We start from the raw sequence: 26418 nt of genomic DNA, 5'->3' as shown, positions 1-26418 counted from the left end.
GATGCAAGATAAAATTGTCATTCATGGGGCGCGTGCCCATAATTTAAAAAATATTGATGTGGAGATTCCGCGAGACAAGTTGGTTGTCGTGACTGGCTTGTCAGGTTCAGGGAAGTCCAGTCTGGCTTTTGATACCCTCTATGCGGAGGGACAACGTCGCTATGTAGAGAGTTTGTCCGCCTACGCTCGTCAGTTCTTGGGAAATATGGAAAAACCAGATGTAGATGCTATTGATGGTCTCAGCCCAGCTATTTCCATCGACCAGAAAACGACTAGCAAAAACCCTCGTTCGACGGTGGGAACAACGACTGAAATCAATGACTATCTGCGTCTTCTCTACGCACGTGTGGGGACGCCTTACTGTATCAAGGGGCATGGAGCTATCAAGGCTTCTTCGGTGGAGCAAATCGTTGATAAGGTTTTGGAGTTACCTGAACGCCAGCGCTTGCAGATTTTGGCCCCTGTCATCCGCAAGAAAAAAGGTCAACATAAGAGTGTTATCGAGAAGGTTCAGAAAGATGGGTATGTCCGTGTCCGTGTGGATGGGGAAGTCTATGATGTGACCGAAGTGCCAGACTTGTCCAAGAGCAAGCAACACAATATCGATGTCGTGGTTGACCGTATTGTCATCAAGGAGGGCATTCGTAGTCGTCTCTTTGATTCCATTGAGGCTGCCCTTCGTATCGCAGAAGGCTATGTCATTATCGACACTATGGACGATTCGGAGTTGCTCTTCTCTGAGCATTATGCCTGCCCAGTTTGTGGATTTACTGTTCCAGAGTTAGAGCCACGTCTCTTCTCCTTCAATGCTCCTTTTGGCTCTTGTAGTGAGTGTGACGGTTTGGGCATCAAGTTGGAGGTGGATACTGATTTGGTAGTGCCAGACGCCAGCAAGACCTTACGTGAGGGAGCGCTAGCACCTTGGAATCCTATCTCATCCAACTACTATCCAAACATGCTAGAGCAGGCTATGACGACCTTTGGAGTGGATATGGATAAGCCTTTTGAGGACTTGTCAGAAGAAGATAAAAACTTGATTCTCTACGGCTCAGATGGCAAGGAATTCCATTTCCACTATGAGAATGAATTTGGTGGTGTGCGCGATATTGACATTCCTTTTGAGGGAGTTATCAATAATATCAAGCGTCGTTATCACGAGACAAACAGCGATTATACCCGCACCCAGATGCGTCTCTACATGAATGAGCTGACCTGCGGAACCTGTCACGGCTATCGTCTCAATGACCAGGCCTTGTCTGTTCGTGTGGGTGGCGAGCAAGGGCCGCATATCGGAGACATTTCAGACCTATCTATCGCAGACCACTTGGACTTGGTGAGCCAGCTGACCTTGTCTGAAAATGAAGCCATCATTGCTCGTCCCATTCTCAAGGAAATCAAGGATCGTTTGACCTTCCTTAATAATGTGGGTCTTAATTATCTGACTCTGTCACGTTCAGCAGGAACCCTTTCAGGTGGGGAAAGCCAGCGTATTCGTTTGGCAACCCAGATTGGTTCCAATCTATCTGGCGTCCTCTATATCCTAGATGAGCCGTCAATCGGTCTCCACCAGAGGGATAATGACCGTCTGATTGCTAGTCTCAAAAAGATGCGTGACTTGGGCAATACTCTCATAGTAGTGGAACACGACGAAGATACCATGCGTGAGGCTGATTATCTGATTGACGTTGGTCCCGGTGCCGGTGTTTTTGGTGGAGAGATTGTTGCTGCAGGTACGCCCAAGCAGGTAGCTCGTAACAGTAAGTCTATCACAGGCCAGTACTTGTCAGGTAAACGTGCCATTCCAGTACCAGAAGAGCGCCGTGTCGGAAATGGTCGTTTTATCGAGGTGACAGGAGCGCGTGAGAACAACTTGCAAAATGTTACTGCTCGCTTCCCACTAGGAAAATTCATCGCAGTGACAGGGGTGTCGGGCTCAGGCAAGTCTACCTTGATCAACAGCATCCTCAAAAAAGCCATTGCCCAGAAGCTCAACCGTAATTCAGACAAGCCTGGTAAATTTAAGACTATTACAGGGATTGAGCATGTAGACCGATTGATTGACATTGACCAGAGCCCTATCGGACGAACGCCAAGGTCTAACCCTGCTACCTATACAGGAGTTTTTGACGATATACGTGACCTTTTTGCCCAGACAAACGAAGCCAAGATTCGAGGCTACAAGAAGGGCCGTTTCAGTTTCAACGTCAAGGGTGGTCGCTGTGAAGCCTGTTCAGGCGATGGGATCATCAAGATTGAGATGCACTTCTTGCCAGATGTTTATGTGGCTTGTGAAGTATGCCACGGAACCCGCTACAATAGTGAAACCCTAGAAGTTCATTACAAGGAAAAAAATATCTCGCAGGTCTTGGATATGACCGTCAATGATGCGGTGGAGTTTTTCCAACACATTCCGAAAATTCAGCGTAAACTTCAGACTATCAAGGATGTGGGACTGGGCTATGTGACGCTAGGGCAACCAGCTACCACCCTTTCTGGGGGAGAAGCCCAGCGTATGAAGCTGGCTAGTGAACTCCACAAACGATCGACAGGAAAATCTTTCTACATTCTGGATGAGCCGACGACAGGACTCCATACCGAGGATATCGCTCACTTGCTCAAGGTTTTAGCTCGCTTTGTCGATGATGGCAATACAGTTCTTGTCATTGAGCACAATCTGGATGTTATCAAGACGGCAGACCATATTATTGACTTGGGACCTGAGGGCGGTGTCGGTGGTGGAACCATCATCGCAACAGGAACTCCAGAAGAAGTAGCGGCCAAGGAAGCCAGCTACACAGGACATTATTTGAAAGGAAAATTACATCATGAATAAACGCGTACAAGCATTTCTAGCTAAAATGCAAGAAAAAGAACTAGATGGTATCATCATCAATAATCTTAAAAACGTCTACTACTTGACTGGTTTTTGGGGCTCAAACGGAACAGTCTTTATCAGCCGCGACCGTCAGGTCTTGGTGACAGACTCTCGCTATATCATTGCAGCTAAGCAAGAAACCAGTGGCTTTGAGATTGTGGCTGACCGTGATGAATTGGCTGTCATTACAGGAATTGTTAAGGACATGGGCTTATCTCGAATCGGTTTTGAAGATGAGATTTCAGTCTCTTATTATCACCGTATGCAGGCCGCCTTTGAAGGAATTGACTTGCTTCCACAAACTCAGTTTGTCGAAGGTCTTCGAATGATTAAGGATGAAGCGGAGATTGCAGCTATTCGTAAGGCTTGTTCTATCTCAGACCAAGCTTTCCGCGATGCGCTTGACTTTATCAAACCAGGAAAGACAGAGATTGAAATAGCCAACTTCCTTGACTTCCGTATGCGTGAGTTGGGAGCATCTGGCTTGTCTTTTGACACTATCCTAGCTAGCGGTATCAACTCTTCCAAACCCCATGCCCATCCTATGCACAAACCAGTGGAGCTAGGAGAAGCTATTACCATGGACTTCGGTTGCCTCTACGACCACTATGTCAGTGATATGACACGGACTATCTATCTGGGGCATGTCAGCGACGAGCAAGCAGAGATTTACAATACAGTTCTAAAAGCTAACCAAGCCTTGATTGAACAGGCTAAGGCTGGCTTAGGTTTCCGTGACTTTGACAAAATTCCTCGTGATATTATCATCGAGGCAGGCTATGGTGACTACTTTACCCACGGTATCGGACACGGTATTGGACTGGATATCCATGAAGAGCCTTACTTTAGCCAAACTTCTACAGAAACTATTAAGTCAGGTATGGCCTTGACCGATGAACCAGGTATCTATATCGAAGGCAAATATGGCGTTCGTATCGAGGATGATATCCTGATTACAGAGACAGGTTGTGAATTATTGACCCTAGCTCCAAAAGAGTTGATAGTCATTTAGTTGTTTGTCAAGAAAAAAGTACGAAAATGACGAAAAAAGTCAAAAAAAATTAAAAATAGGTCGCAAGTCGGATGTTTTTTATGGTATAATAGACTAAACTGATAGTAACGTGTAGCGAAAGGGGTAGGTACATGATTAAAATTTATACAGTCTCAAGTTGTACTAGCTGTAAAAAAGCAAAAACCTGGCTTAATGCCCACCAGTTAAGTTATAAAGAACAAAACCTTGGTAAAGAAGGAATTACGCGAGAAGAATTACTGGATATTCTAACCAAAACAGATAACGGAATAGCCAGTATCGTCTCATCTAAAAATCGCTATGCCAAAGCCCTTGGAGTGGATATTGAAGATTTGAGTGTTAACGAAGTCCTCAATCTGATTATGGAAACACCTAGAATTTTAAAGAGCCCAATCCTTGTAGATGAAAAACGTCTGCAAGTTGGCTATAAGGAAGACGATATTCGTGCCTTCCTACCACGCTCTGTCCGTAATGTAGAAAATGCAGAAGCACGTTTGCGTGCAGCTCTATAAACATCAAGGCTGGGAGCAATTCCCAGTCTTATTCTATTTTAATTTCAAAAAGAAAGAAGAAAGAAATGAAAAAAATAGTTCTTGTTAGTCTAGCTTTCCTTTTTGTCCTGGTTGGTTGCGGACAGAAAAAAGAAACTGGACCAGCTACAAAAACAGAAAAAGATACGCTTCAGTCGGCATTGCCAGTTATTGAAAATGCTGAGAAGAATACAGTTGTAACCAAGACTTTGGTCTTGCCCAAGTCAGATGATGGTAGCCAGCAGACCCAAACCATTACTTACAAAGACAAGATTTTTTTGAGTCTAACTATCCAACAAAAGCGTCCAGTCTCAGATGAGCTGAAGACCTACATTGACCAACATGGAGTGGAGGAAACTCAAAAAGCTCTTCTCGAGGCGGAAGAGAAAGACGACTCCATCATAGAAGCTCGTAAATTAGCAGGATTTAAGCTTGAAACAAAACTATTGAGTGCAACAGAACTTCAAACAACGACTGGTTTTGATTTTCAAGTTTTGGATGTCAAGAAGGCTTCTCAGTTAGAATATTTGAAGAATATTGGCTTAGAAAATCTTTTGAAGAATGAACCAAGCAAATATATTTCAGACAGATTGGCAAATGGTGCGACAGAACAATAGAAAATCCAAATAAATAAACTGCCTGAATTGTAGAAGGTAAGGAATTATGCTATAATGGTACTATTCTAAGGAAAGAGGGTGTTAGAATGGGATTTACTGAAGAAACAGTACGTTTTAAATTGGACGATTCCAATAAAAAAGAAATTAGCGAAACTTTGACTGATGTCTATGCTTCGTTGAACGATAAGGGCTACAACCCAATCAACCAAATCGTAGGTTACGTATTGAGTGGAGACCCTGCCTATGTTCCTCGTTATAATAATGCACGAAATCAAATCCGTAAGTATGAGCGTGATGAAATCGTTGAGGAATTGGTCCGCTACTACCTTAAAGGACAAGGAGTCGATCTATAACCTATGAGAATTATGGGATTGGACGTCGGTTCAAAAACGGTAGGGGTGGCCATTAGCGATCCGCTCGGTTTTACAGCTCAAGGGCTTGAAATCATCCAAATCAATGAGGAGCAAGGCCAATTTGGTTTTGACCGCGTTAAGGAGCTGGTTGATACTTACAAGGTGGAACGATTTGTAGTGGGCCTGCCTAAAAACATGAACAATACAAGCGGACCGCGCGTAGAAGCTAGTCAAGCCTACGGAGCAAAGCTAGAAGAGTTTTTTGGTTTACCAGTAGACTATCAGGATGAACGCTTGACAACAGTGGCTGCTGAGCGTATGTTGATTGAACAAGCAGATATCAGTCGCAATAAGCGCAAGAAAGTCATTGATAAGTTAGCAGCTCAGCTGATTTTACAAAATTATTTAGATAGAAAATTTTAATATAAAGGAGAGGATATGTCACACGATCATAACCACGACCACGAAGAACGTGAACTAATCACACTAGTAGATGAGCAAGGAAATGAAACCTTGTTTGAAATCCTTTTGACAATTGATGGAAAAGAAGAATTTGGTAAAAACTATGTTCTTCTAGTACCAGTTAACGCAGAAGAAGACGAAGACGGACAAGTTGAAATCCAAGCTTACTCATTCATCGAAAACGAAGATGGAACAGAAGGCGAATTGCAACCAATCCCAGAAGACTCAGAAGACGAATGGAACATGATTGAAGAAGTCTTTAATAGTTTTATGGAGGAGTGATACAGTCTGGGAGACTGTATCAGCCCAACTCCTGAAAATTAGAAGAGTTGGAACATCCAGTGGATGTTTTAGCCCAAGTTAATATTCATAGTTGTTAGTGATTAGCTAACCAGGTGAGAGGTCGGGACGAAAATCCTGACCTCATTTTTTGTTATCTACGGAATTTTACTAGATAATTGATTAGACTTTTGTCAAGGAGATGTGTATGTTTGAAGTAGGAGAATGGCTTTATAGTCGGATTGGTTTGAATTTTCGATCAGGCTTGAGCCGAATGCAACAAGCGGTGGATTTGTTAGGAAATCCTGAGCAGTCTTACCCTATTATCCACGTAACAGGGACTAATGGGAAAGGTTCTACCATTGCTTTTATGAGGGAGTTATTTATGGGGCATGGCAAAAAAGTTGCAACATTTACCTCCCCTCATATCGTATCCATCAATGATCGAATCTGTATTAACGGGCAACCAATAGCTGATGCAGACTTCATCCGTTTGGCTAATCAGGTCAAGGAGATGGAGAAAACGCTTCTGCAAACTCATGACCAGTTGTCTTTTTTTGAGTTGCTGACCTTGCTTGCTTTTCTCTATTTTAGGGAGCAAGAAGTGGATTTGGTTTTACTAGAAGTGGGAATTGGCGGCTTACTTGACACGACCAATGTGGTAACTGGAGAGATTGCTGTCATCAGCTCCATTGGGCTTGACCATCAAGAAACCTTGGGTGATAGTCTAGAAGCAATTGCAGAGCAGAAAGCTGGTATTTTCAAGGCTGGTAAAAAGGCAGTGATTGCGAAATTGCCTCCAGAAGCTAGACTTGTCTGTCAGAAAAAAGCCGAATCTTTAGCTGTTGACCTTTATCAGGCAGGTCAAGATTTTTCAGTGCTGAATGGTGATTTTTCAAGCTCTTTACTAAATCTTTCACAGCTGAACATAGGCTTAGAAGGAGCCTATCAGCAGGAGAATGCGGCCTTGGCGTTGCAAACTTTTCTTCTTTTTATGGGAGAAAGAAAGGAAGCTATTGATGAACAGGCTGTAAGAAAGGCCTTGGAACAGACCCATTGGGCTGGTCGCTTGGAGCGTATTCGCCCACAGATTTACTTGGATGGTGCTCATAACCTCCCTGCCTTGACTCGCTTGGTTGAGTTTATCAAAGAAAAAGAGCAGGAAGCCTATCGTCCTCAAATCCTCTTTGGGTCCTTGAAACGGAAGGATTATCAAGGGATGTTAGGTTATCTGACTGAGAATTTGCCTCAGGTGGAACTCAAGGTAACTGGCTTTGATTATCAGGGAGCTTTGGACGAAAGGGATGTGACAGGTTACGATATAGTTTCTTCTTACCGAGAATTTATCAGCGATTTTGAAGAAAGAACAGATGCTCAGGATTTGTTATTCATTACAGGGTCTCTCTATTTTATCTCAGAAGTACGGGGCTACCTGCTGGGGCATGAACAGATAAATTGACCACCTTTTTTGAACTTGTTATACTAGGGGAATTGCTGGTTAGAGAAAATTTCTCTAAATTGGTAGTAGAAAGGAAATCCATCATGAAATTAAAAAGATTCACACTTTCTCTTGCTTCTCTAGCAAGTCTTAGTCTCGTAGTAGCTTGTTCACAAAGAGCTCAACAGATTCAACAACCAGCAGCTCAAGCACAAATATAACAAACTCAGCAATCACAACCTGCTGCTTCATCGTCTACAGAAAATACAAACCAGGTAGCAACAAGTTCTTCACAAAATGCACCTGAGGCTCAACCGACTGATATTGATGGGACTTATACAGGCCAAGATGACGGAGACCGTATCACTTTAGTGGTAACTGGAACGACTGGTACATGGACTGAGCTCGAATCTGACGGGGATCAGAAAGTCAAACAGGTCACATTTGATGCAGCAAATCAACGCATGATTATTGGTGATGATGTCAAAATTTACACTGTAAACGGTAATCAAATCGTCGTAGACGATATGGATAGAGACCCATCGGACCAAATCGTTTTAACTAAATAAGACTATGCAAGTAGGAAGGGCTGGATTTTTCAGCCTTTTTACTTTTGCTTAGAAAATAATCATAAATACTTGCCTTCTGTCGAATACCTGAGTTATACTAGTATCAATTACTTGTTTTTAGCATTCAAAATATCAAGGAGGGGATATGAAATATAGAAAATTTCAATTATTGATGTCCAAGTATGGCTTTAGTCTTTCGATTATGCTACTTGAACTTTGTCTGGTTTTTGGTCTCTTTCTTTATTTAGGGCGCATGGCCCCCATTTTATGGATTACTGTCCTCATTCTACTGAGTATCATCACAATCATTTCGATAGTCAACCGTAATACGACTCCTGAGAATAAGGTAACCTGGTTATTAGTAGCCTTTGTGCCAGTATTTGGCCCCTTGCTCTATCTGATGTTTGGTGAGAGGCGATTGTCCAAAAAAGAAATCAAACAACTGAAGAAGCTAGGCTCCATGCATTTCCAAGAAGCAAATAGCCAGCTACTAAAAGAGGAATTAAAAGAAAGTGACAAGGCGGCATATGGCGTCATTAAGTCCTTATTGAGTATGGATACCAATGCTGATGTCTATGATCAAACTGCCTCTACATTTTTTCCTAACGGAGAAGCTATGTGGAAAAAGATGGTAGAAGATCTCAAAAAGGCTGAGAAATTTATCTTCTTGGAATATTACATTATAGAAGAAGGTTTGATGTGGAATCGTATTTTAGAAATCTTGGAGCAAAAAGTTGCTCAAGGCATTGAAGTTAAACTGCTCTATGACGATATTGGCTGTATGGCTACTTTAACAGGAGATTATGCACATCGACTTCGTCAGCTAGGCATCGAGGCCCATAAATTCAATAAAGTTATTCCTCGTTTGACAGTGGCCTATAATAACAGAGATCATAGAAAAATATTGATTGTTGATGGTCAGATAGCCTATACTGGTGGGGTCAATCTGGCAGATGAGTACATTAACCACGTCGAGAGATTTGGTTATTGGAAGGATAGTGGAATTCGCTTAGACGGGCTAGCAGTAAAAGCCCTGACACGCTTATTTTTGACCACTTGGTACATCAATCGAGGAGAGATTAGTGATTTTGATCAATATCATTTAGAAAATCATTCTATCCCGAGTGACGGTTTAACCATTCCATACGGAAGTGGACCAAAGCCAATTTTTCGAACGCAGGTAGGGAAAAAGGTTTATCAGAGTTTGATCAATCAAGCAACGGAATCGGTCTATATTACGACACCTTATTTGATCATAGACTACGATTTAACGGAGACAATCAAAAATGCTGCTATGAGAGGAGTTGATGTTCGGATTGTCACCCCTTACATACCAGATAAGAAGTTCATTCAGTTAGTCACAAGAGGCGCTTATCCAGACCTTCTTTCTGCTGGTGTTCGAATTTATGAGTATAGTCCAGGTTTTATTCATAGCAAGCAGATGTTGGTAGACGAAGATTTTGCGGTGGTGGGGACAATCAATCTCGACTACCGAAGCTTGGTACACCATTATGAAAATGCAGTCTTACTCTATAAAACTCCTTCTATAATGGAAATCGCCCGAGATTTTCAAAATATATTTGCAGATTCTCAGGAAGTTTATCCCCATTCTATCAAAACGAGCTGGTATCAAAAGCTTGTAAAAGAAATCGCCCAGTTATTCGCCCCAATCTTATAAGAAATCTAGGACTTAGGAAATGACCGAGTCCTCTTTTTCTTGCTTTTTACGAATAGAAAGATATAGGGAGGGACGATGCTGACTCAGAAAGAATTGGATTATATCATAACATTTAAACAGACACATTTACACCGATTTCGAGAAATTGAAACCTTTGTGAAACTATGCAAAAAATCACTCAAACAGCCATCGCAAGCTGACAATCCTAGGACTTTTTGATATACTAAGACAGATAAATTGAATAGGAGAAACGATATGAGTGTGTATGGTAGAGTAGAAGAAGTTCATCAGGAGAATCGTGAACCTCTAGAATACCAAATCGAACAAGAATCGCATCATCGTGAATCAAGGCGTCTTCCTTTGGTGAAAATTTTACTATGGAGTACGCTTGTAACGGGGATAACTCTAGGAGTACCGCTATTACTCGACTTAATGAGTGCACAGGAAGTGCAGGATTTTTATGCAGGTTGGGCGCTTCATCAGACAGGGAAGATTTACAGCGACTATTATGGAAGTCAAGGTTTGCTTTATTATTTGCTGACTTACGTGAGTCAGGGCGGATTTTTCTTTGCCATCTTTGAGTGGTTAGCCTTGGTAGCAGGCGGATTTTTCCTTTTTAGATCAGCGGACACCTTGACAAATCAAGGAGACCAAGCTGGACAAGTGGTGACTATTTTTTACATGCTAGTTACAGGTCTTGCTTTTGGTGGAGGCTATGCGACTCTTTTAGCGCTTCCTTTTTCTTATTCGCAGCCTTTAGTTTAGTTGCGGCTTATCTAAGTAATCCAAACCATGATAAGGGATTTGTACGGATTGGGCTAGCTTTGGCAGGCGGATTTTTCTTTGCTCCCTTATCATCGCTCCTGTTTATTGCTGTAGTGAGTTTAGGCTTGTTGGTCTTTAACCTTGGGCATAGACGCTTTGTGCATGGGTTTTATCAGTTTCTTGCAGTGGCTTTAGGTTTTTCACTTGTCTTTTATCCAACTGCCTACTATAGTGTTGCAACAGGAAGTTTTGGGGATGCTATTAGTGGTATTCGCTATCCCATTGACAGTATTCGCTTTGATTTCACTTCTAAAATTTTAGAGAATATGGCTTTTTATGGCTTGTTGTCCCTTGGTTTGGGATTTGTGGTTTGTATCTTTTTAGGTCTCTTTCAATCCAAACCCTCTAAACTATACGTCATTTCGGTTCCTGCAAGTCTTGTGACAATTTTAGGTTTGATTTTACTTTTCTTTTCACAGGAGCCTCTGCACGCTTCCTGTTTGATGGTCGTCTTTCCTGTTTTTCTACTTTTATTGGTAACCAATATTAAGAGTCAACAGAGGGGGCGTAGTGTTAGACGAAGACGAAGAGAAACGCCAGTTAGTCTATGGAGTCGTTTCTTCAAAGGAAATCTATATCTGCCAGTTTTAGGGCTTGTCTATCTTTTGTCTATTCCTTTTTTGATGAAGTTAGTCCTTTATCCGGTACCTTATCAAGAACGTAATCGTCTTGCTGATTTGGTAAAAGAGGAGACAAATACGGAAGATGCTATCTATGCATGGGATGATACTGCGACTCTTTATCGTAAGAGTGAGCGCTTGTCGCCATCGGTGATTTTGTCTCCCGTGCACTATACAGCAACTGAGGAAAATACTAATAAGCTACTCAATGACTTGAAAGAAAAACAACCCAAGGTGATTGTGGTAAATGACAAGGTGCCAGTCTGGTCTGAAGTAGAAACACTCTTAAAAGAAAATTATCAACCAGTAAAGACAGATTACTCAGAGTTTAAAGTCTATAAAATCAAATAACCAAATCAATATCTTGTGTATTTTTAAAAATTTTAGGATTTTTAACACAAGATATTGATTTTTCTTTTTAGAGTGGTATAATACTTTTTAGAAAGAACATTTTAGAAAAGAGCATGCATATGATTGCACTAGAAGAAAAAATTACAATTTTGCCAACTCTCTTCGTCGAGAAACGAGATGGGAGACGTGTTGTATTTGATGTGGACAAGATTGACAAGACTCTCCACAAGGCGGCAGACAAGGTTATGGATGTGACACCCTTGGTCGAAAAACGCCTCAATGCTCTGACCGAGCGAATTGTCACAGAAATTCATAGTCGCTTTCCAAAGGGAGTGAAGATTTATGAAATTCAAAATATCGTAGAACATGAACTCCTTGAAGCCAAAGAATATGCGCTGGCTGAGGAGTATATTACTTATCGGACGCAGAGGGATTTTGAGCGATCAAAAGCTACAGATATCAACTTTAGTATTCATAAGCTTCTTAATAAAAATCAGGCAGTTGTCAATGAAAATGCCAATAAAGACAGCGATGTCTTTAATACCCAGCGTGATTTGACAGCAGGCATTGTTGGGAAATCAATCGGACTGCAAATGCTTCCCAAGCACGTAGGCAATGCCCACCAAAAGGGGGATATTCACTATCACGATTTGGACTACAGTCCCTATACCCCTATGACCAACTGCTGTTTGATTGATTTCAAGGGGATGTTGGAAAATGGTTTTAAGATTGGAAATGCAGAGGTAGAAAGTCCCAAGTCTATCCAGACTGCGACAGCACAGATTTCTCAAATCATCGCCAACGTTGCTTCTAGCCAGTACGGTGGCTGTTCAGCTGACCGTATCGATGAAATCCTGGCGCCTTATGCAGAGAAGAACTATCAAAAACATCTCAAAGATGCAGAAGAGTGGGTCTTGCCTGAAAAACGGGAAGATTACGCTTGGAAGAAAACGCAAAAGGACATCTACGATGCCATGCAATCTCTTGAGTATGAAATCAACACCCTCTTCACTTCAAATGGACAAACACCTTTTACTTCGCTCGGTTTTGGTCTAGGAACCAATCGTTTTGAGCGGGAAATTCAAAAAGCTATCTTGAACATCCGAATCAAGGGACTTGGTTCAGAACACCGCACAGCTATCTTCCCTAAACTTATCTTCACGCTTAAAAGAGGACTCAACTTAGAAGAAGGGACTCCCAACTACGACATTAAGCAGTTGGCTCTTGAGTGTGCAACCAAGCGGATGTACCCAGATGTCTTGTCTTACGATAAGATTATCGAGTTGACAGGTTCTTTCAAGGTTCCTATGGGTTGCCGCTCCTTCCTTCAAGGATGGAAGGATGAAAATGGTGTAGAAGTCAATTCAGGTCGCATGAACCTTGGTGTTGTGACAGTTAACCTACCTCGTATTGCTCTTGAGTCTGAGGGCGACATGAATAAGTTCTGGGAAATCTTCAACGAGCGAATGAATATCGCTGAAGATGCTCTGGTTTACCGTGTCGAACGCACTAAAGAAGCGACGCCAGCCAATGCTCCTATCCTTTATCAATACGGTGCTTTTGGCCATCGTCTAGGTAAAGAAGAAAGTGTTGACCAGCTCTTTAAGAATCGTCGCGCAACCGTTTCGCTGGGTTACATCGGTTTGTACGAAGTGGCTACCGTCTTCTTTGGAAATAGCTGGGAACACAATCCAGAAGCCAAGGAATTCACGCTGGATATCATTCGTGATATGAAACGCCGTGTAGAAGAGTGGTCTGACCAATATGGATACCATTTCTCTATCTACTCAACACCGTCTGAAAGTTTGATAGACCGTTTCTGCCGACTAGATACAGAGAAGTTTGGTTCTATTCCTGATATTACAGATAAGGAATACTACACCAATTCTTTCCACTACGATGTTCGTAAAAATCCAACACCGTTTGAAAAATTAGACTTTGAGAAAGTCTATCCAGAAGCAGGTGCGTCAGGTGGTTTCATCCATTACTGTGAGTATCCAGTCCTCCAGCAAAATCCAAAAGCCTTGGAAGCTGTCTGGGATTATGCTTATGATCGTGTAGGTTATCTAGGGACCAATACACCAATTGACCGTTGCTACAAGTGTGACTTTGAAGGGGATTTTGAAGCAACTGAGAGGGGCTTTGCTTGTCCTAACTGTGGCAACAGTGACCCTAAAACCGTAGATGTTGTTAAACGGACTTGTGGCTATCTAGGTAATCCTCAAGCAAGACCTATGGTCAACGGCCGTCACAAGGAAATCGCTGCGCGTGTCAAGCATATGAATGGTTCAACGATTAAAATAGCTGGCCATCAAGTAACAAATTAGAAAGAAATGAAATGGGAAAATATCAATTAGATGATAAGGGGCGCGCACAAGTGACCCGTTATCACGAGAAACACTCTAAAGGTGGAGCTGGTAAAAAAGAACGCTTGCTCAACCTCAAAGAACAATTTTTAAGCAAGAACAAGAAAAAATAAAAGTGATACTCAATGAAAATCAAAGAGCAAACTAGGAAGCTAGCCGCAGGTTGCTCAAAACACTGTTTTGAGGTTGTGGATAGAACTGACGAAGTCAGTAACCGTACTACGGTAAGGCGACGCTGACGTGGTTTGAAGAGATTTTCGAAGAGTATGAGAGTCAGCTCTCGCTTTTCTCATAGTGGGAGGTAAGGATGGAATTACGCAGACCGACAATAGTAGATAGAGAAGCTGTTTTAGACATGATGGCAGAGTTTGAAAAGAGTCAATCAGTCCATGATGAGGGGCTTTGGGGATGTTGAGGATTTTTCTTACGAGGAGTGGCTAGAAGGTAACCGTAATAAAGAAATGGGAATATGGCTACCTGAAAATCGCGTTCCATCGATACAGTTCGTATTGTTTGGTGAATCAGGTTGTGCTCTAGGATTTTTGAATCTGCGATTGAGACTGAATGAGGGGTTACTGAATTATGCTGGCCACATTGGCTACTCCATCCGTCCATCAGAAAGAGGCAAAGGTTATGCAAAAGAGACTCTCCGTCAGGGCTTGCAAGTTGCTAAGGAAAAGAACATCAAGAAAGCTCTGGTGACCTGTAGTGTGAATAATCCTGCTAGCAGAGCAGTCATTCTAGCAAATGGTGGAATATTTGAGGATGCTCGCAATGGAGTCGAGCGTTATTGGATAGAGGTAGCGAATGAATAATCCAAAACCACAAGAATGGAAAAGCGAGGAACTTAGTCAAGGTCGTATCATTGACTACAAGGCCTTTAACTTTGTGGACGGCGAAGGCGTGCGCAACTCTCTCTATGTATCAGGCTGTATGTTTCACTGCGAGGGATGTTATAATGTTGCGACTTGGTCTTTTAATGCTGGTATTCCCTATACAGCAGAATTAGAAGAGCAGATTATGGCAGATCTTGCTCAACCTTATGTTCAAGGTTTGACTTTGCTGGGAGGGGAGCCTTTTCTTAATACTGGGATTCTCTTGCCACTTGTTAAGCGGATTCGGAAGGAATTGCCAGACAAGGACATCTGGTCCTGGACCGGCTACACTTGGGAAGAAATGATGTTGGAAACTCCAGATAAACTGGAACTCTTGTCACTGATTGACCTTCTTGTCGATGGAAGATATGATCGAACTAAGAGAAATCTTATGCTCCAGTTTCGAGGTTCGTCTAACCAACGAATTATCGATGTGCAAAAATCGCTCAAAAGTGGGCAAGTAGTGATTTGGGACAAGCTCAATGACGGAAAAGAAAGCTATGAACAGGTGAAGAGAGAATGAAGAAAAAAGACTTAGTAGACCAACTAGTCTCAGAGATCGAGACGGGGAAAGTCAGGACACTGGGAATATACGGTCATGGAGCTTCAGGTAAATTAACCTTTGCACAGGAATTGTACCAAGCTTTAGATTCTACTACAGTAAATTTGCTAGAGACAGATCCTTATATCACCTCAGGACGCCATCTGGTAGTACCCAAGGACGCGCCGAATCAAAAGGTGACAGCCAGTCTGCCAGTGGCGCATGAACTGGAGAGTTTGCGGAGAGATATTCACGCAATGCAGGCAGGTATGGATGTCTTAACAATTGAAGAACCTTGGAAGGCTAGTGAGGTCTTGTCTGGAGCAAAGCCAATTCTGATTGTCGAAGGGATGTCTGTTGGCTTTTTACCCAAAGAACTCTTTGACAAAACCATCTGTTTCTACACGGATGAGGAGACCGAATTAAGGCGGCGCCTAGCTAGAGATACGACTGTGAGAAATCGCGATGCATCCTTTATATTGGCTAGCCATCAGATGAGACGGGAGCAGTATCTGCGATACTATAAAGAAACTGAGTCAAGGGCGGACATTCTAGTGGACCAATCAGAAGGTAAATTTGATGTCAAGAGGACTTAACTTATATGGAAGAAAATCCCTAATTTTAGAAAGAAAAAGTAGGAAAACAGTTTCATCCCAAAAAAACGAAAAAACAGCAACAAATCCCTTGCAATCGCAGGGGCTTTGTGTTATTCTATTATGGTGCTGTAAATTACAGCCTTAGTTTTGATGCAAGAGGTTGCGACACGCTCGGTTGCATTGCCACGCAACACCGCGTCGGTTTTCTTGTGGAGCTAGCCTATTATCTTAAATAGACGAAAAGGAGAAAAAGATGGCAAACAAAAAAATCCGTATCCGTTTGAAAGCTTACGAACACCGTACGCTCGACACAGCGGCTGCAAAAATCGTAGAATCAGCTACTCGTACAGGTGCACAAGTTGCGGGTCCAATCCCACTTCCAACTGAACGTAGCCTCTACACAATTATTCGTGCGACTCACAAATACAAAGACTCTCGCGAACAATTTGAAATGCGTACACACAAACGTTTGATCGATATCGTTAACCCAACTCAAAAAACAGTTGATGCTTTGATGAAATTGGATCTTCCAAGTGGTGTAAACGTAGAAATTAAACTTTAATCTAAAATATAAAAGAGCAGAGGCTGGTGTTTCAATCTAATTGAACACGGGCTAAACTCGGTGTGAAAAAGATAAACTTCCTAGTGTCTGCTAGACACTGCGTCAGTTTCCTATTTTCACTTTGAGTTTGACGCCCTTTGTATCTTAGATCTGAGCATAAAAAACGCTCGTTAAAAACTTTTTGAATAAAAAATATAGAAAAGGAACTATTTTCTCATGACAAAAGGAATCTTAGGGAAAAAAGTGGGAATGACTCAAATCTTCACTGAAGCTGGCGAATTGATCCCTGTAACAGTTATTGAAGCAACTCCAAACGTTGTTCTTCAAGTTAAAACTGTTGAAACAGACGGATACAACGCTATCCAAGTTGGTTTCGATGACAAACGCGAAGTATTGAGCAACAAACCTGCTAAAGGACATGTAGCGAAAGCTAACACGGCTCCTAAGCGCTTCATTCGTGAATTCAAAAACGTTGAAGGCTTGGAAGTTGGTGCTGAAATTACAGTTGAAACATTCGCAGCTGGAGATGTTGTTGATGTAACTGGTACTTCTAAAGGTAAAGGTTTCCAAGGTGTTATCAAACGCCACGGACAATCACGTGGACCAATGGCTCACGGTTCTCGTTACCACCGTCGTCCAGGTTCTATGGGACCTGTTGCACCTAACCGCGTATTTAAAGGTAAAAACCTTGCAGGACGTATGGGTGGCGACCGCGTAACATTCAAAACCTTGAAGTTGTACAAGTTGTTCCAGAAAAGAACGTTATCCTTATCAAAGGTAACGTACCAGGTGCTAAGAAATCTCTTATCACTATCAAGTCAGCAGTTAAAGCTGGTAAATAATAAGGAAAGGGGAATACAGTCAAAATGGCAAATGTAACATTATTCGACCAAACTGGTAAACAAGCGGGCGAAGTTGTTCTTAACGATGCAGTATTTGGTATCGAACCAAACCAATCTGTTGTGTTTGATGTAATCATCAGCCAACGCGCAAGCCTTCGTCAAGGAACTCACGCAGTTAAAAACCGCTCAGCTGTTTCAGGTGGCGGACGCAAACCATGGCGTCAAAAAGGAACTGGACGTGCTCGTCAAGGTTCTATCCGCTCTCCACAATGGCGTGGTGGTGGAATCGTCTTCGGACCAACTCCACGTAGCTATGCGTACAAACTTCCTCAAAAAGTTCGTCGCCTTGCGCTTAAATCTGTTTACTCAGAAAAAAGTTGCTGAAAATAAATTTGTAGCCGTTGATTCTCTTGAATTTACAGCTCCAAAAACTGCTGAATTTGCAAAAGTTCTTGCAGCTTTGAGCATCGATTCTAAAGTCCTTGTTATTCTTGAAGAAGGAAACGAATTCGCAGCTCTTTCAGCTCGTAACCTTCCAAACGTGAAAGTTGCGACTGCTACAACTGCAAGTGTTCTTGACATCGCAAATAGTGACAAACTTCTTGTTACTCAAGCAGCTATCTCTAAAATCGAGGAGGTTCTTGCATAATGAATTTGTATGATGTTATCAAAAAACCTGTCATCACTGAAAGCTCAATGGCTCAACTTGAAGCAGGAAAATATGTATTTGAAGTTGACACTCGTGCACACAAACTTTTGATTAAGCAAGCTGTTGAAGCTGCTTTCGAAGGTGTTAAAGTTGCAATGTTAACACAATCAACGTAAAACCAAAAGCTAAACGTGTTGGACGTTACACTGGTTTTACTAACAAAACTAAAAAGCTATCATCACACTTACAGCTGATTCTAAAGCAATCGAGTTGTTTGCTGCTGAAGCTGAATAATCTAAGGAGGAAATATCGTGGGAATTCGTGTTTATAAACCAACAACAAACGGTCGCCGTAATATGACTTCTTTGGATTTCGCTGAAATCACAACAAGCACTCCTGAAAAATCATTGCTTGTTGCATTGAAGAGCAAGGCTGGTCGTAACAACAACGGTCGTATCACAGTTCGTCACCAAGGTGGTGGACACAAACGTTTCTACCGTTTGGTTGACTTCAAACGTAACAAAGACAACGTTGAAGCAGTTGTTAAAACAATCGAGTACGATCCAAACCGTTCTGCAAACATCGCTCTTGTACACTACACTGACGGTGTGAAAGCATACATCATCGCTCCAAAAGGTCTTGAAGTAGGTCAACGTATCGTTTCAGGTCCAGAAGCAGATATCAAAGTCGGAAACGCTCTTCCACTTGCTAACATCCCAGTTGGTACTTTGATCCACAACATCGAGTTGAAACCTGGTCGTGGTGGTGAATTGGTACGTGCTGCTGGTGCATCTGCTCAAGTATTGGGTTCTGAAGGTAAATACGTTCTTGTTCGTCTTCAATCAGGTGAAGTTCGTATGATTCTTGGAACTTGCCGTGCTACAGTTGGTGTTGTCGGAAACGAACAACACGGACTTGTAAACCTTGGTAAAGCAGGACGTAGCCGTTGGAAAGGTATCCGCCCAACAGTTCGTGGTTCTGTAATGAACCCTAACGATCACCCACACGGTGGTGGTGAAGGTAAAGCACCAGTTGGTCGTAAAGCACCATCTACTCCATGGGGCAAACCTGCTCTTGGTCTTAAAACTCGTAACAAGAAAGCGAAATCTGACAAACTTATCGTTCGTCGTCGCAACGAGAAATAATATTAAACTAGTCGCCTAAGCAACTAGTAAATCCGCCAGCTCGGTAGCGCTCCATGTGAGCGCAAGCCGCTGTGGTACAACATTTAAAGGAGAAAATATAAAAATGGGACGCAGTCTTAAAAAAGGACCTTTCGTCGATGAGCATTTGATGAAAAAAGTTGAAGCTCAAGCTAACGACGAAAAGAAAAAAGTTATTAAAACTTGGTCACGTCGTTCAACGATCTTCCCAAGTTTCATTGGTTACACTATTGCGGTTTATGACGGACGTAAACACGTACCTGTTTACATCCAAGAAGACATGGTAGGTCACAAACTTGGTGAATTTGCACCAACTCGTACTTACAAAGGTCACGCTGCAGACGACAAGAAAACACGTAGAAAATAAGGAGAACATAAATGGCAGAAATTACTTCAGCTAAAGCAATGGCTCGTACAGTACGTGTTTCACCTCGTAAATCACGTCTTGTTCTTGATAACATCCGTGGTAAAAGCGTAGCCGATGCAATCGCAATCTTGACATTCACTCCAAACAAAGCTGCTGAAATCATCTTGAAAGTTTTGAACTCAGCTGTAGCTAACGCTGAAAACAACTTTGGTTTGGATAAAGCTAACTTGGTAGTATCTGAAGCATTCGCAAACGAAGGACCAACTATGAAACGTTTCCGTCCACGTGCGAAAGGTTCAGCTTCACCAATCAACAAACGTACAGCTCACATCACTGTAGCTGTTGCAGAAAAATAAGGAGGTAAAATCGTGGGTCAAAAAGTACATCCAATTGGTATGCGTGTCGGCATCATCCGTGATTGGGATGCCAAATGGTATGCTGAAAAAGAATACGCGGATTACCTTCATGAAGATCTTGCAATCCGTAAATTCGTTCAAAAAGAACTTGCTGACGCAGCAGTTTCAACTATCGAAATCGAACGCGCAGTAAACAAAGTTAACGTTTCACTTCACACTGCTAAACCAGGTATGGTTATCGGTAAAGGTGGTGCTAACGTTGATGCACTCCGTGCAAAACTTAACAAATTGACTGGAAAACAAGTACACATCAACATCATCGAAATCAAACAACCTGATTTGGATGCTCACCTTGTAGGTGAAGGAATTGCTCGTCAATTGGAGCAACGTGTTGCTTTCCGTCGTGCACAAAAACAAGCAATCCAACGTGCAATGCGTGCTGGAGCTAAAGGAATCAAAACTCAAGTATCAGGTCGTTTGAACGGTGCAGATATCGCCCGTGCTGAAGGATACTCTGAAGGAACTGTTCCACTTCACACACTTCGTGCAGATATCGATTACGCTTGGGAAGAAGCAGATACTACATACGGTAAACTTGGTGTTAAAGTATGGATCTACCGTGGTGAAGTTCTTCCAGCTCGCAAAAACACTAAAGGAGGTAAATAACCAATGTTAGTACCTAAACGTGTTAAACACCGTCGTGAATTCCGTGGAAAAATGCGCGGTGAAGCAAAAGGTGGAAAAGAAGTAGCATTCGGTGAATACGGTCTTCAAGCTACAACTAGCCACTGGATCACTAACCGCCAAATCGAAGCTGCTCGTATCGCCATGACTCGTTACATGAAACGTGGTGGTAAAGTTTGGATTAAAATCTTCCCACACAAATCATACACTGCTAAAGCTATCGGTGTGCGTATGGGATCTGGTAAAGGGGCACCTGAAGGTTGGGTAGCACCAGTTAAACGTGGTAAAGTGATGTTCGAAATCGCTGGTGTATCTGAAGAGATCGCTCGCGAAGCGCTTCGTCTTGCTAGCCACAAATTGCCAGTTAAATGTAAATTCGTAAAACGTGAAGCAGAATAAGGAGAAGGCATGAAACTTAATGAAGTAAAAGAATTTGTTAAAGAACTTCGTGGTCTTTCTCAAGAAGAACTCGCGAAGCGCGAAAACGAATTGAAAAAAGAATTGTTTGAACTTCGTTTCCAAGCTGCTACTGGTCAATTGGAACAAACAGCTCGCTTGAAAGAAGTTAAAAAACAAATCGCTCGTATCAAAACAGTTCAATCTGAAGCGAAATAATAGACTAGGGAAGGAGAAATTTCAATGGAACGCAATAATCGTAAAGTTCTTGTTGGACGTGTTGTATCTGACAAAATGGACAAGACAATCACAGTTGTAGTTGAAACAAAACGTAACCACCCAGTCTATGGTAAACGTATTAACTACTCTAAAAAATACAAAGCTCATGATGAAAACAATGTTGCCAAAGAAGGCGATATCGTACGTATCATGGAAACTCGTCCGCTTTCAGCTACAAAACGTTTCCGTCTTGTAGAAGTTGTTGAAGAAGCGGTCATCATCTAATCAAACCTGAAAGGAGAAAACTGAAATGATTCAAACAGAAACTCGTTTGAAAGTCGCAGACAACAGCGGTGCTCGCGAAATCTTGACTATCAAAGTTCTTGGTGGTTCAGGACGTAAATTTGCAAACATCGGTGATGTTATCGTGGCATCTGTAAAACAAGCTACTCCTGGTGGTGCGGTTAAAAAAGGTGACGTTGTTAAAGCAGTTATCGTTCGTACTAAATCAGGTGCTCGTCGTGCTGATGGTTCATACATCAAATTTGACGAAAACGCAGCAGTTATCATCCGTGAAGACAAAACCTCGCGGAACACGTATCTTTGGCCCAGTTGCACGTGAATTGCGTGAAGGTGGCTTCATGAAGATCGTGTCACTTGCTCCAGAAGTACTTTAATTGGTTGCTCAAAGAAAATTAAAACAAGTCTAGGAAGTAAAACGAAAGCATAACTTAAGTTAGGTGAGTTGAAACTGACGAAGGATTGCTTTGATTTTCGAAGAGCAAAAACAAACAAACTAGTCCCCTAGCTTCAAGCTAGGTGCCCTTATGGGCGTAAGAAAAATCAAGGAGAAACCTAATGTTTGTAAAAAAAGGCGACAAAGTTCGCGTAATCGCTGGTAAAGATAAGGGAACAGAAGCTGTTGTCCTTACTGCCCTTCCAAAAGTAAACAAAGTTATCGTTGAAGGTGTTAACATCGTTAAGAAACACCAACGTCCAACTAACGAGCTTCCTCAAGGTGGTATCATCGAGAAAGAAGCAGCTATCCATGTATCAAACGTTCAAGTTTTGGACAAAAATGGTGTAGCTGGTCGTGTTGGTTACAAATTTGTAGACGGTAAAAAAGTTCGCTACAACAAAAAATCAGGCGAAGTGCTTGATTAATCACGAAGGAAAGGAGAAGTATAATGGCAAATCGTTTAAAAGAAAAATATCTTAATGAAGTAGTTCCTGCTTTGACAGAACAATTCAACTACTCATCAGTGATGGCTGTGCCTAAAGTAGATAAGATCGTTTTGAACATGGGTGTTGGTGAAGCTGTATCAAACGCTAAAAGCCTTGAAAAAGCTGCTGAAGAATTGGCACTTATCTCAGGTCAAAAACCACTTATCACTAAAGCTAAAAAATCAATCGCCGGCTTCCGTCTTCGTGAAGGTGTTGCGATCGGTGCAAAAGTTACCCTTCGTGGTGAACGGATGTACGAATTCTTGGATAAATTGGTTTCAGTTTCACTTCCACGTGTACGTGACTTCCACGGTGTTCCAACAAAATCATTTGATGGACGCGGAAACTATACACTTGGTGTGAAAGAACTGATTTTCCCAGAAATCAACTTCGATGACGTTGACAAAACTCGTGGTCTTGACATTGTTATCGTAACAACTGCTAACACTGACGAAGAGTCACGTGCATTGCTTACAGGCCTTGGAATGCCTTTTGCAAAATAATATAGGAGGTAAATCTAATGGCTAAAAAATCAATGGTAGCTAGAGAGGCTAAACGCCAAAAAATTGTTGACAAAAAACGTGCTGCATTAAAGGCAGCAGGGGACTATGAAGGTTTATCTAAATTACCTCGCAACGCCTCACCGACTCGTTTACAAAATCGTTGTAGAGTTACGGGGCGCCCACATTCAGTTTACCGCAAATTTGGTCTGAGTCGTATCGCTTTTCGCGAACTTGCGCATAAAGGTCAAATTCCTGGTGTAACAAAAGCATCTTGGTAATTTAAGATATCAAGGGCGTCAAAACTCTAAGTGAAAATAGGAAACTTGACGAAGAAACTGAGGTTTCTAGGAAAGTTTATCTTTTTCACACAGAGTTTATTCAGTTGGGCTAGCCAATTTGAACACGAGCTACAGCTTTGGCAAAAAAAGACCAATTTTCTTTGGAGCATCGCTCCTGCATCAAATTGCCTATTTTTGCTCTTGCTGTTACGCTCTTTGTATCATGTATTAACTAGCAAGTGCAACTTGCAAACTACTAGTAAGAGGAGAAAAACAAAATGGTTATGACTGACCCAATCGCAGACTTCCTAACTCGTATTCGTAACGCTAACCAAGCTAAACACGAAGTACTTGAAGTACCTGCATCAAACATCAAAAAAGGGATTGCTGAAATCCTTAAACGCGAAGGTTTTGTAAAAAACGTTGAAATCATCGAAGATGACAAACAAGGCATCATCCGTGTATTTCTTAAATACGGACCAAACGGTGAAAAAGTTATCACTAACTTGAAACGTATTTCTAAACCAGGACTTCGTGTCTACAAAAAACGTGAAGACCTTCCAAAAGTTCTTAACGGACTTGGAATTGCTATCCTTTCAACTTCTGAAGGTTTGCTTACTGATAAAGAAGCACGCCAAAAGAATGTTGGTGGTGAGGTTATCGCTTACGTTTGGTAATTGATGATGTGAGAGCGTTAAAAGAATGCAAAGTGAAAATAGAAAGTTTGTAGCAGGAGCGATGCTCCAAGACAAACTTATCTTTTTCACCAAATTCTTAGCTAACTCAAATCAAGATACAAAGCTCGTTAGAGCGTGTTCAGTTCAGCTCTTGAACTAAATAAGTATCTGAACCCCGTGAAAACTGGCCGTTCTGGCCTGACAATTTAACAGGAGAAAATAAACATGTCACGTATTGGTAATAAAGTTATCGTGTTGCCTGCTGGTGTTGAAATCACTAACAATGACAACGTTGTAACTGTAAAAGGACCTAAAGGAGAACTTACTCGTGAGTTCTCAAAAGATATTGAAATCCGTGTGGAAGGTACTGAAGTAACCTTCACCGTCCAAACGATTCAAAAGAAATGAAAACTATCCACGGAACTACTCGTGCCCTTTTGAACAACATGGTTGTTGGTGTATCAGAAGGATTCAAGAAAGAACTTGAAATGCGCGGGGTTGGTTACCGTGCACAACTTCAAGGATCTAAACTTGTTTTGGCTGTTGGTAAATCTCATCCAGACGAAGTTGAAGCTCCAGAAGGAATTACTTTTGAACTTCCAAACCCAACAACAATCGTTGTTAGCGGAATTTCAAAAGAAGTAGTTGGACAAACAGCTGCTTACGTACGTAGCCTTCGTTCACCAGAACCATATAAAGGTAAAGGTATCCGTTACGTTGGTGAATTCGTTCGCCGTAAAGAAGGTAAAACAGGTAAATAATGTTGAGTGGTTGATTCTCAACCACCAACCTATTTTCCAACTTTGTGCATAGCACACGATTTAAAACTAAAGAGGTGAAAACTGTGATTTCAAAACCAGATAAAAACAAACTCCGCCAAAAACGCCACCGTCGCGTTCGCGGAAAACTCTCTGGAACTGCTGATCGCCCACGTTTGAACGTATTCCGTTCTAATACAGGCATCTACGCTCAAGTGATTGATGACGTAGCGGGTGTAACGCTCGCAAGTGCTTCAACTCTTGACAAAGAAGTTTCAAAAGGAACTAAAACTGAACAAGCTGTTGCTGTCGGTAAACTCGTTGCAGAACGTGCAAACGCTAAAGGTATTTCAGAAGTGGTGTTCGACCGCGGTGGATATCTATATCACGGACGTGTGAAAGCTTTGGCTGATGCAGCTCGTGAAAACGGATTGAAATTCTAATAGGAGGACACTAGAAAATGGCATTTAAAGACAATGCAGTTGAATTAGAAGAACGCGTAGTTGCTGTCAATCGTGTTACAAAAGTTGTTAAAGGTGGACGTCGTCTTCGTTTCGCAGCTCTTGTTGTTGTTGGTGACCACAACGGTCGCGTAGGATTTGGTACTGGTAAAGCTCAAGAAGTTCCAGAAGCAATCCGTAAAGCAGTAGATGATGCTAAGAAAAACTGATCGAAGTTCCTATGGTTGGAACAACAATCCCACACGAAGTTCTTTCAGAATTCGGTGGAGCTAAAGTATTGTTGAAACCTGCTGTAGAAGGTTCTGGAGTTGCCGCTGGTGGTGCAGTTCGTGCCGTTGTGGAATTGGCAGGTGTGGCAGATATTACATCTAAATCACTTGGTTCTAACACTCCAATCAACATTGTTCGTGCAACTGTTGAAGGTTTGAAACAATTGAAACGCGCTGAAGAAGTTGCTGCCCTTCGTGGTATTTCAGTTTCTGATTTGGCATAAGAAAGGGGATAAAATGGCTCAAATTAAAATTACTTTGACTAAGTCTCCAATCGGACGCATTCCATCACAACGTAAAACTGTTGTAGCACTTGGACTTGGCAAATTGAACAGCTCTGTTATTAAAGAAGATAACGCTGCTATCCGTGGTATGATCACTGCAGTATCTCACTTGGTAACAGTTGAAGAAGTAAACTAATGAATTTTTAGGGGATGTGCACTATACCATCCCCTAAAACTAGATATAGTCATCTATGATGACGTCGTATAGGCGAGTTGATGGGGGAGACAACCTTTTCTCCCTTATCGGCGCTAGCATTTTACAAAAGAGGAGAAAATAAAAATGAAACTTCATGAATTGAAACCTGCAGAAGGTTCTCGTAAAGTACGTAACCGCGTTGGTCGTGGTACTTCATCAGGTAACGGTAAAACATCTGGTCGTGGTCAAAAAGGTCAAAAAGCTCGTAGCGGTGGCGGAGTTCGCCTTGGTTTTGAAGGTGGACAAACTCCATTGTTCCGTCGTCTTCCAAAACGTGGATTCACTAACATCAACGCTAAAGAATACGCAATTGTGAACCTTGACCAATTGAACGTCTTTGAAGATGGTGCTGAAGTAACTCCAGTTGTTCTTATCGAAGCAGGAATTGTTAAAGCTGAAAAATCAGGTATTAAAATTCTTGGTAACGGTGAGTTGATTAAGAAATTGACTGTGAAAGCAGCTAAATTCTCTAAATCAGCTGAAGAAGCTATCACTGCTAAAGGTGGTTCAGTAGAAGTCATCTAA

28 protein-coding genes and 9 pseudogenes are annotated in these 26418 nt (G+C 41.9%); all 37 read left to right on the top strand.

The window, feature by feature from the left end; translation table 11 throughout:
- Window position 1: 1 nt before the first annotated feature.
- The gene (uvrA, locus tag QMQ21_RS12190) at window positions 2–2833 is read left to right on the top strand and encodes an excinuclease ABC subunit UvrA (RefSeq protein WP_001152847.1); all 2832 of its coding nucleotides are present in this window, start codon (window positions 2–4) and stop codon (window positions 2831–2833) included.
- On the top strand, window positions 2826–3887 hold the full coding sequence (locus QMQ21_RS12185; RefSeq protein ID WP_001042864.1) for a M24 family metallopeptidase: 1062 nt from the start codon (window positions 2826–2828) through the stop codon (window positions 3885–3887). The genes uvrA and QMQ21_RS12185 overlap by 8 nt, the downstream gene beginning before the upstream one ends.
- Window positions 3888–4018: 131 nt before the next feature.
- On the top strand, window positions 4019–4417 hold the full coding sequence (gene spx / locus QMQ21_RS12180) for a transcriptional regulator Spx (protein WP_000591165.1): 399 nt from the start codon (window positions 4019–4021) through the stop codon (window positions 4415–4417).
- Window positions 4418–4482: 65 nt separating this feature from the next.
- Window positions 4483–5052, top strand: a complete 570-nt coding sequence (locus QMQ21_RS12175; RefSeq protein ID WP_000725131.1) for an SP0191 family lipoprotein — start codon at window positions 4483–4485, stop codon at window positions 5050–5052.
- 86 nt (window positions 5053–5138) lie between these two features.
- Entirely contained in the window at window positions 5139–5405 is a 267-nt protein-coding gene (locus QMQ21_RS12170) for an IreB family regulatory phosphoprotein (RefSeq protein WP_000507059.1), read from the top strand.
- A gap of 3 nt (window positions 5406–5408) precedes the next feature.
- A complete protein-coding gene (gene ruvX, locus QMQ21_RS12165) occupies window positions 5409–5828 on the top strand; it encodes a Holliday junction resolvase RuvX (RefSeq protein ID WP_001808830.1) in 420 nt (139 codons plus the stop codon).
- A 15-nt stretch (window positions 5829–5843) separates the two neighbouring features.
- Window positions 5844–6149 (top strand): DUF1292 domain-containing protein, encoded by a 306-nt coding sequence (locus QMQ21_RS12160; protein WP_000017620.1) that lies wholly within the window; start codon window positions 5844–5846, stop codon window positions 6147–6149.
- Window positions 6150–6354: 205 nt separating this feature from the next.
- Entirely contained in the window at window positions 6355–7605 is a 1251-nt protein-coding gene (locus QMQ21_RS12155) for a folylpolyglutamate synthase/dihydrofolate synthase family protein (RefSeq protein WP_000464366.1), read from the top strand.
- Between the two features lie 83 nt (window positions 7606–7688).
- A pseudogene (locus tag QMQ21_RS12150) lies at window positions 7689–8153 on the top strand (SP_0198 family lipoprotein).
- Window positions 8154–8298: 145 nt separating this feature from the next.
- Complete coding sequence (cls, locus tag QMQ21_RS12145; protein ID WP_000877327.1) at window positions 8299–9831, top strand: cardiolipin synthase; 1533 nt, start codon at window positions 8299–8301, stop codon at window positions 9829–9831.
- A 255-nt stretch (window positions 9832–10086) separates the two neighbouring features.
- Window positions 10087–11627 (top strand): annotated as a pseudogene (locus QMQ21_RS12140) (damage-inducible protein CinA).
- Window positions 11628–11746: 119 nt separating this feature from the next.
- Entirely contained in the window at window positions 11747–13954 is a 2208-nt protein-coding gene (gene nrdD / locus QMQ21_RS12135; RefSeq protein ID WP_023935579.1) for an anaerobic ribonucleoside-triphosphate reductase, read from the top strand.
- A gap of 11 nt (window positions 13955–13965) precedes the next feature.
- The gene (locus tag QMQ21_RS12130; RefSeq protein WP_000521616.1) at window positions 13966–14106 is read left to right on the top strand and encodes a hypothetical protein; all 141 of its coding nucleotides are present in this window, start codon (window positions 13966–13968) and stop codon (window positions 14104–14106) included.
- Between the two features lie 194 nt (window positions 14107–14300).
- Window positions 14301–14808 (top strand): annotated as a pseudogene (locus QMQ21_RS12125) (GNAT family N-acetyltransferase).
- Window positions 14801–15391 (top strand): anaerobic ribonucleoside-triphosphate reductase activating protein, encoded by a 591-nt coding sequence (gene nrdG / locus QMQ21_RS12120; protein WP_001064218.1) that lies wholly within the window; start codon window positions 14801–14803, stop codon window positions 15389–15391. Before QMQ21_RS12125 ends, nrdG begins: the two are co-directional and overlap by 8 nt.
- Window positions 15388–16005 (top strand): uridine kinase family protein, encoded by a 618-nt coding sequence (locus QMQ21_RS12115; protein ID WP_000725982.1) that lies wholly within the window; start codon window positions 15388–15390, stop codon window positions 16003–16005. Before nrdG ends, QMQ21_RS12115 begins: the two co-directional genes overlap by 4 nt.
- Window positions 16006–16258: 253 nt before the next feature.
- On the top strand, window positions 16259–16567 hold the full coding sequence (rpsJ, locus tag QMQ21_RS12110) for a 30S ribosomal protein S10 (protein WP_001284513.1): 309 nt from the start codon (window positions 16259–16261) through the stop codon (window positions 16565–16567).
- A 216-nt stretch (window positions 16568–16783) separates the two neighbouring features.
- Window positions 16784–17409: pseudogene (rplC, locus tag QMQ21_RS12105) on the top strand (50S ribosomal protein L3).
- A gap of 24 nt (window positions 17410–17433) precedes the next feature.
- A pseudogene (gene rplD / locus QMQ21_RS12100) lies at window positions 17434–18058 on the top strand (50S ribosomal protein L4).
- A pseudogene (locus tag QMQ21_RS12095) lies at window positions 18058–18352 on the top strand (50S ribosomal protein L23). Before rplD ends, QMQ21_RS12095 begins: the two co-directional pseudogenes overlap by 1 nt.
- Window positions 18353–18369: 17 nt before the next feature.
- On the top strand, window positions 18370–19203 hold the full coding sequence (gene rplB / locus QMQ21_RS12090) for a 50S ribosomal protein L2 (protein WP_000512911.1): 834 nt from the start codon (window positions 18370–18372) through the stop codon (window positions 19201–19203).
- A 103-nt stretch (window positions 19204–19306) separates the two neighbouring features.
- Entirely contained in the window at window positions 19307–19588 is a 282-nt protein-coding gene (rpsS, locus tag QMQ21_RS12085; protein ID WP_000533766.1) for a 30S ribosomal protein S19, read from the top strand.
- Between the two features lie 11 nt (window positions 19589–19599).
- Window positions 19600–19944, top strand: a complete 345-nt coding sequence (rplV, locus tag QMQ21_RS12080; RefSeq protein ID WP_000818137.1) for a 50S ribosomal protein L22 — start codon at window positions 19600–19602, stop codon at window positions 19942–19944.
- A 12-nt stretch (window positions 19945–19956) separates the two neighbouring features.
- Window positions 19957–20610: a 30S ribosomal protein S3 gene (gene rpsC, locus QMQ21_RS12075; protein ID WP_000529936.1), complete on the top strand. Its 654-nt coding sequence runs from the start codon at window positions 19957–19959 to the stop codon at window positions 20608–20610.
- Window positions 20611–20613: 3 nt separating this feature from the next.
- Window positions 20614–21027, top strand: a complete 414-nt coding sequence (gene rplP / locus QMQ21_RS12070; RefSeq protein ID WP_000960946.1) for a 50S ribosomal protein L16 — start codon at window positions 20614–20616, stop codon at window positions 21025–21027.
- Window positions 21028–21036: 9 nt separating this feature from the next.
- A complete protein-coding gene (gene rpmC, locus QMQ21_RS12065) occupies window positions 21037–21243 on the top strand; it encodes a 50S ribosomal protein L29 (protein WP_000772918.1) in 207 nt (68 codons plus the stop codon).
- A gap of 24 nt (window positions 21244–21267) precedes the next feature.
- Window positions 21268–21528 carry a 30S ribosomal protein S17 gene (gene rpsQ / locus QMQ21_RS12060; protein ID WP_000440801.1) on the top strand — a complete coding sequence of 87 codons (261 nt, stop codon included), beginning with the start codon at window positions 21268–21270 and terminating at the stop codon, window positions 21526–21528.
- Between the two features lie 25 nt (window positions 21529–21553).
- Window positions 21554–21920, top strand: a pseudogene (rplN, locus tag QMQ21_RS12055) (50S ribosomal protein L14).
- Between the two features lie 181 nt (window positions 21921–22101).
- Window positions 22102–22407, top strand: a complete 306-nt coding sequence (gene rplX / locus QMQ21_RS12050) for a 50S ribosomal protein L24 (protein ID WP_000497691.1) — start codon at window positions 22102–22104, stop codon at window positions 22405–22407.
- A 23-nt stretch (window positions 22408–22430) separates the two neighbouring features.
- Window positions 22431–22970 (top strand): 50S ribosomal protein L5, encoded by a 540-nt coding sequence (gene rplE, locus QMQ21_RS12045; RefSeq protein WP_261814529.1) that lies wholly within the window; start codon window positions 22431–22433, stop codon window positions 22968–22970.
- A 17-nt stretch (window positions 22971–22987) separates the two neighbouring features.
- Window positions 22988–23248, top strand: a complete 261-nt coding sequence (gene rpsN, locus QMQ21_RS12040) for a 30S ribosomal protein S14 (RefSeq protein ID WP_261814528.1) — start codon at window positions 22988–22990, stop codon at window positions 23246–23248.
- Between the two features lie 278 nt (window positions 23249–23526).
- Window positions 23527–23925, top strand: coding sequence for a 30S ribosomal protein S8 (rpsH, locus tag QMQ21_RS12035; protein WP_000245503.1), 399 nt, complete (start codon window positions 23527–23529; stop codon window positions 23923–23925).
- Between the two features lie 225 nt (window positions 23926–24150).
- Window positions 24151–24686, top strand: a pseudogene (gene rplF / locus QMQ21_RS12030) (50S ribosomal protein L6).
- A gap of 83 nt (window positions 24687–24769) precedes the next feature.
- A complete protein-coding gene (gene rplR / locus QMQ21_RS12025) occupies window positions 24770–25126 on the top strand; it encodes a 50S ribosomal protein L18 (protein WP_000624044.1) in 357 nt (118 codons plus the stop codon).
- 17 nt (window positions 25127–25143) lie between these two features.
- Window positions 25144–25637, top strand: a pseudogene (gene rpsE / locus QMQ21_RS12020) (30S ribosomal protein S5).
- Window positions 25638–25650: 13 nt separating this feature from the next.
- A complete protein-coding gene (gene rpmD / locus QMQ21_RS12015; protein ID WP_000057241.1) occupies window positions 25651–25833 on the top strand; it encodes a 50S ribosomal protein L30 in 183 nt (60 codons plus the stop codon).
- Between the two features lie 144 nt (window positions 25834–25977).
- Window positions 25978–26418, top strand: a complete 441-nt coding sequence (gene rplO / locus QMQ21_RS12010) for a 50S ribosomal protein L15 (RefSeq protein WP_000766086.1) — start codon at window positions 25978–25980, stop codon at window positions 26416–26418.

The organism is Streptococcus bouchesdurhonensis, from assembly GCF_948472335.1.
This window is presented reverse-complemented; position numbering and strand designations above follow the sequence as displayed.

Excerpts from the sequence above, each read along its gene's own strand:
- uvrA (WP_001152847.1), top strand. The coding sequence starts at position 2 with ATGCAAGATAAAATTGTCATTCATGGGGCGCGTGCCCATAATTTAAAA.
- QMQ21_RS12185 (WP_001042864.1), top strand. The coding sequence starts at position 2,826 with ATGAATAAACGCGTACAAGCATTTCTAGCTAAAATGCAAGAAAAAGAA.
- spx (WP_000591165.1), top strand. The coding sequence starts at position 4,019 with ATGATTAAAATTTATACAGTCTCAAGTTGTACTAGCTGTAAAAAAGCA.
- QMQ21_RS12175 (WP_000725131.1), top strand. The coding sequence starts at position 4,483 with ATGAAAAAAATAGTTCTTGTTAGTCTAGCTTTCCTTTTTGTCCTGGTT.
- QMQ21_RS12170 (WP_000507059.1), top strand. The coding sequence starts at position 5,139 with ATGGGATTTACTGAAGAAACAGTACGTTTTAAATTGGACGATTCCAAT.
- ruvX (WP_001808830.1), top strand. The coding sequence starts at position 5,409 with ATGAGAATTATGGGATTGGACGTCGGTTCAAAAACGGTAGGGGTGGCC.
- QMQ21_RS12160 (WP_000017620.1), top strand. The coding sequence starts at position 5,844 with ATGTCACACGATCATAACCACGACCACGAAGAACGTGAACTAATCACA.
- QMQ21_RS12155 (WP_000464366.1), top strand. The coding sequence starts at position 6,355 with ATGTTTGAAGTAGGAGAATGGCTTTATAGTCGGATTGGTTTGAATTTT.
- cls (WP_000877327.1), top strand. The coding sequence starts at position 8,299 with ATGAAATATAGAAAATTTCAATTATTGATGTCCAAGTATGGCTTTAGT.
- nrdD (WP_023935579.1), top strand. The coding sequence starts at position 11,747 with ATGATTGCACTAGAAGAAAAAATTACAATTTTGCCAACTCTCTTCGTC.
- QMQ21_RS12130 (WP_000521616.1), top strand. The coding sequence starts at position 13,966 with ATGGGAAAATATCAATTAGATGATAAGGGGCGCGCACAAGTGACCCGT.
- nrdG (WP_001064218.1), top strand. The coding sequence starts at position 14,801 with ATGAATAATCCAAAACCACAAGAATGGAAAAGCGAGGAACTTAGTCAA.
- QMQ21_RS12115 (WP_000725982.1), top strand. The coding sequence starts at position 15,388 with ATGAAGAAAAAAGACTTAGTAGACCAACTAGTCTCAGAGATCGAGACG.
- rpsJ (WP_001284513.1), top strand. The coding sequence starts at position 16,259 with ATGGCAAACAAAAAAATCCGTATCCGTTTGAAAGCTTACGAACACCGT.
- rpsS (WP_000533766.1), top strand. The coding sequence starts at position 19,307 with ATGGGACGCAGTCTTAAAAAAGGACCTTTCGTCGATGAGCATTTGATG.
- rplV (WP_000818137.1), top strand. The coding sequence starts at position 19,600 with ATGGCAGAAATTACTTCAGCTAAAGCAATGGCTCGTACAGTACGTGTT.
- rplP (WP_000960946.1), top strand. The coding sequence starts at position 20,614 with ATGTTAGTACCTAAACGTGTTAAACACCGTCGTGAATTCCGTGGAAAA.
- rpmC (WP_000772918.1), top strand. The coding sequence starts at position 21,037 with ATGAAACTTAATGAAGTAAAAGAATTTGTTAAAGAACTTCGTGGTCTT.
- rpsQ (WP_000440801.1), top strand. The coding sequence starts at position 21,268 with ATGGAACGCAATAATCGTAAAGTTCTTGTTGGACGTGTTGTATCTGAC.
- rplX (WP_000497691.1), top strand. The coding sequence starts at position 22,102 with ATGTTTGTAAAAAAAGGCGACAAAGTTCGCGTAATCGCTGGTAAAGAT.
- rplE (WP_261814529.1), top strand. The coding sequence starts at position 22,431 with ATGGCAAATCGTTTAAAAGAAAAATATCTTAATGAAGTAGTTCCTGCT.
- rpsN (WP_261814528.1), top strand. The coding sequence starts at position 22,988 with ATGGCTAAAAAATCAATGGTAGCTAGAGAGGCTAAACGCCAAAAAATT.
- rpsH (WP_000245503.1), top strand. The coding sequence starts at position 23,527 with ATGGTTATGACTGACCCAATCGCAGACTTCCTAACTCGTATTCGTAAC.
- rpmD (WP_000057241.1), top strand. The coding sequence starts at position 25,651 with ATGGCTCAAATTAAAATTACTTTGACTAAGTCTCCAATCGGACGCATT.
- rplO (WP_000766086.1), top strand. The coding sequence starts at position 25,978 with ATGAAACTTCATGAATTGAAACCTGCAGAAGGTTCTCGTAAAGTACGT.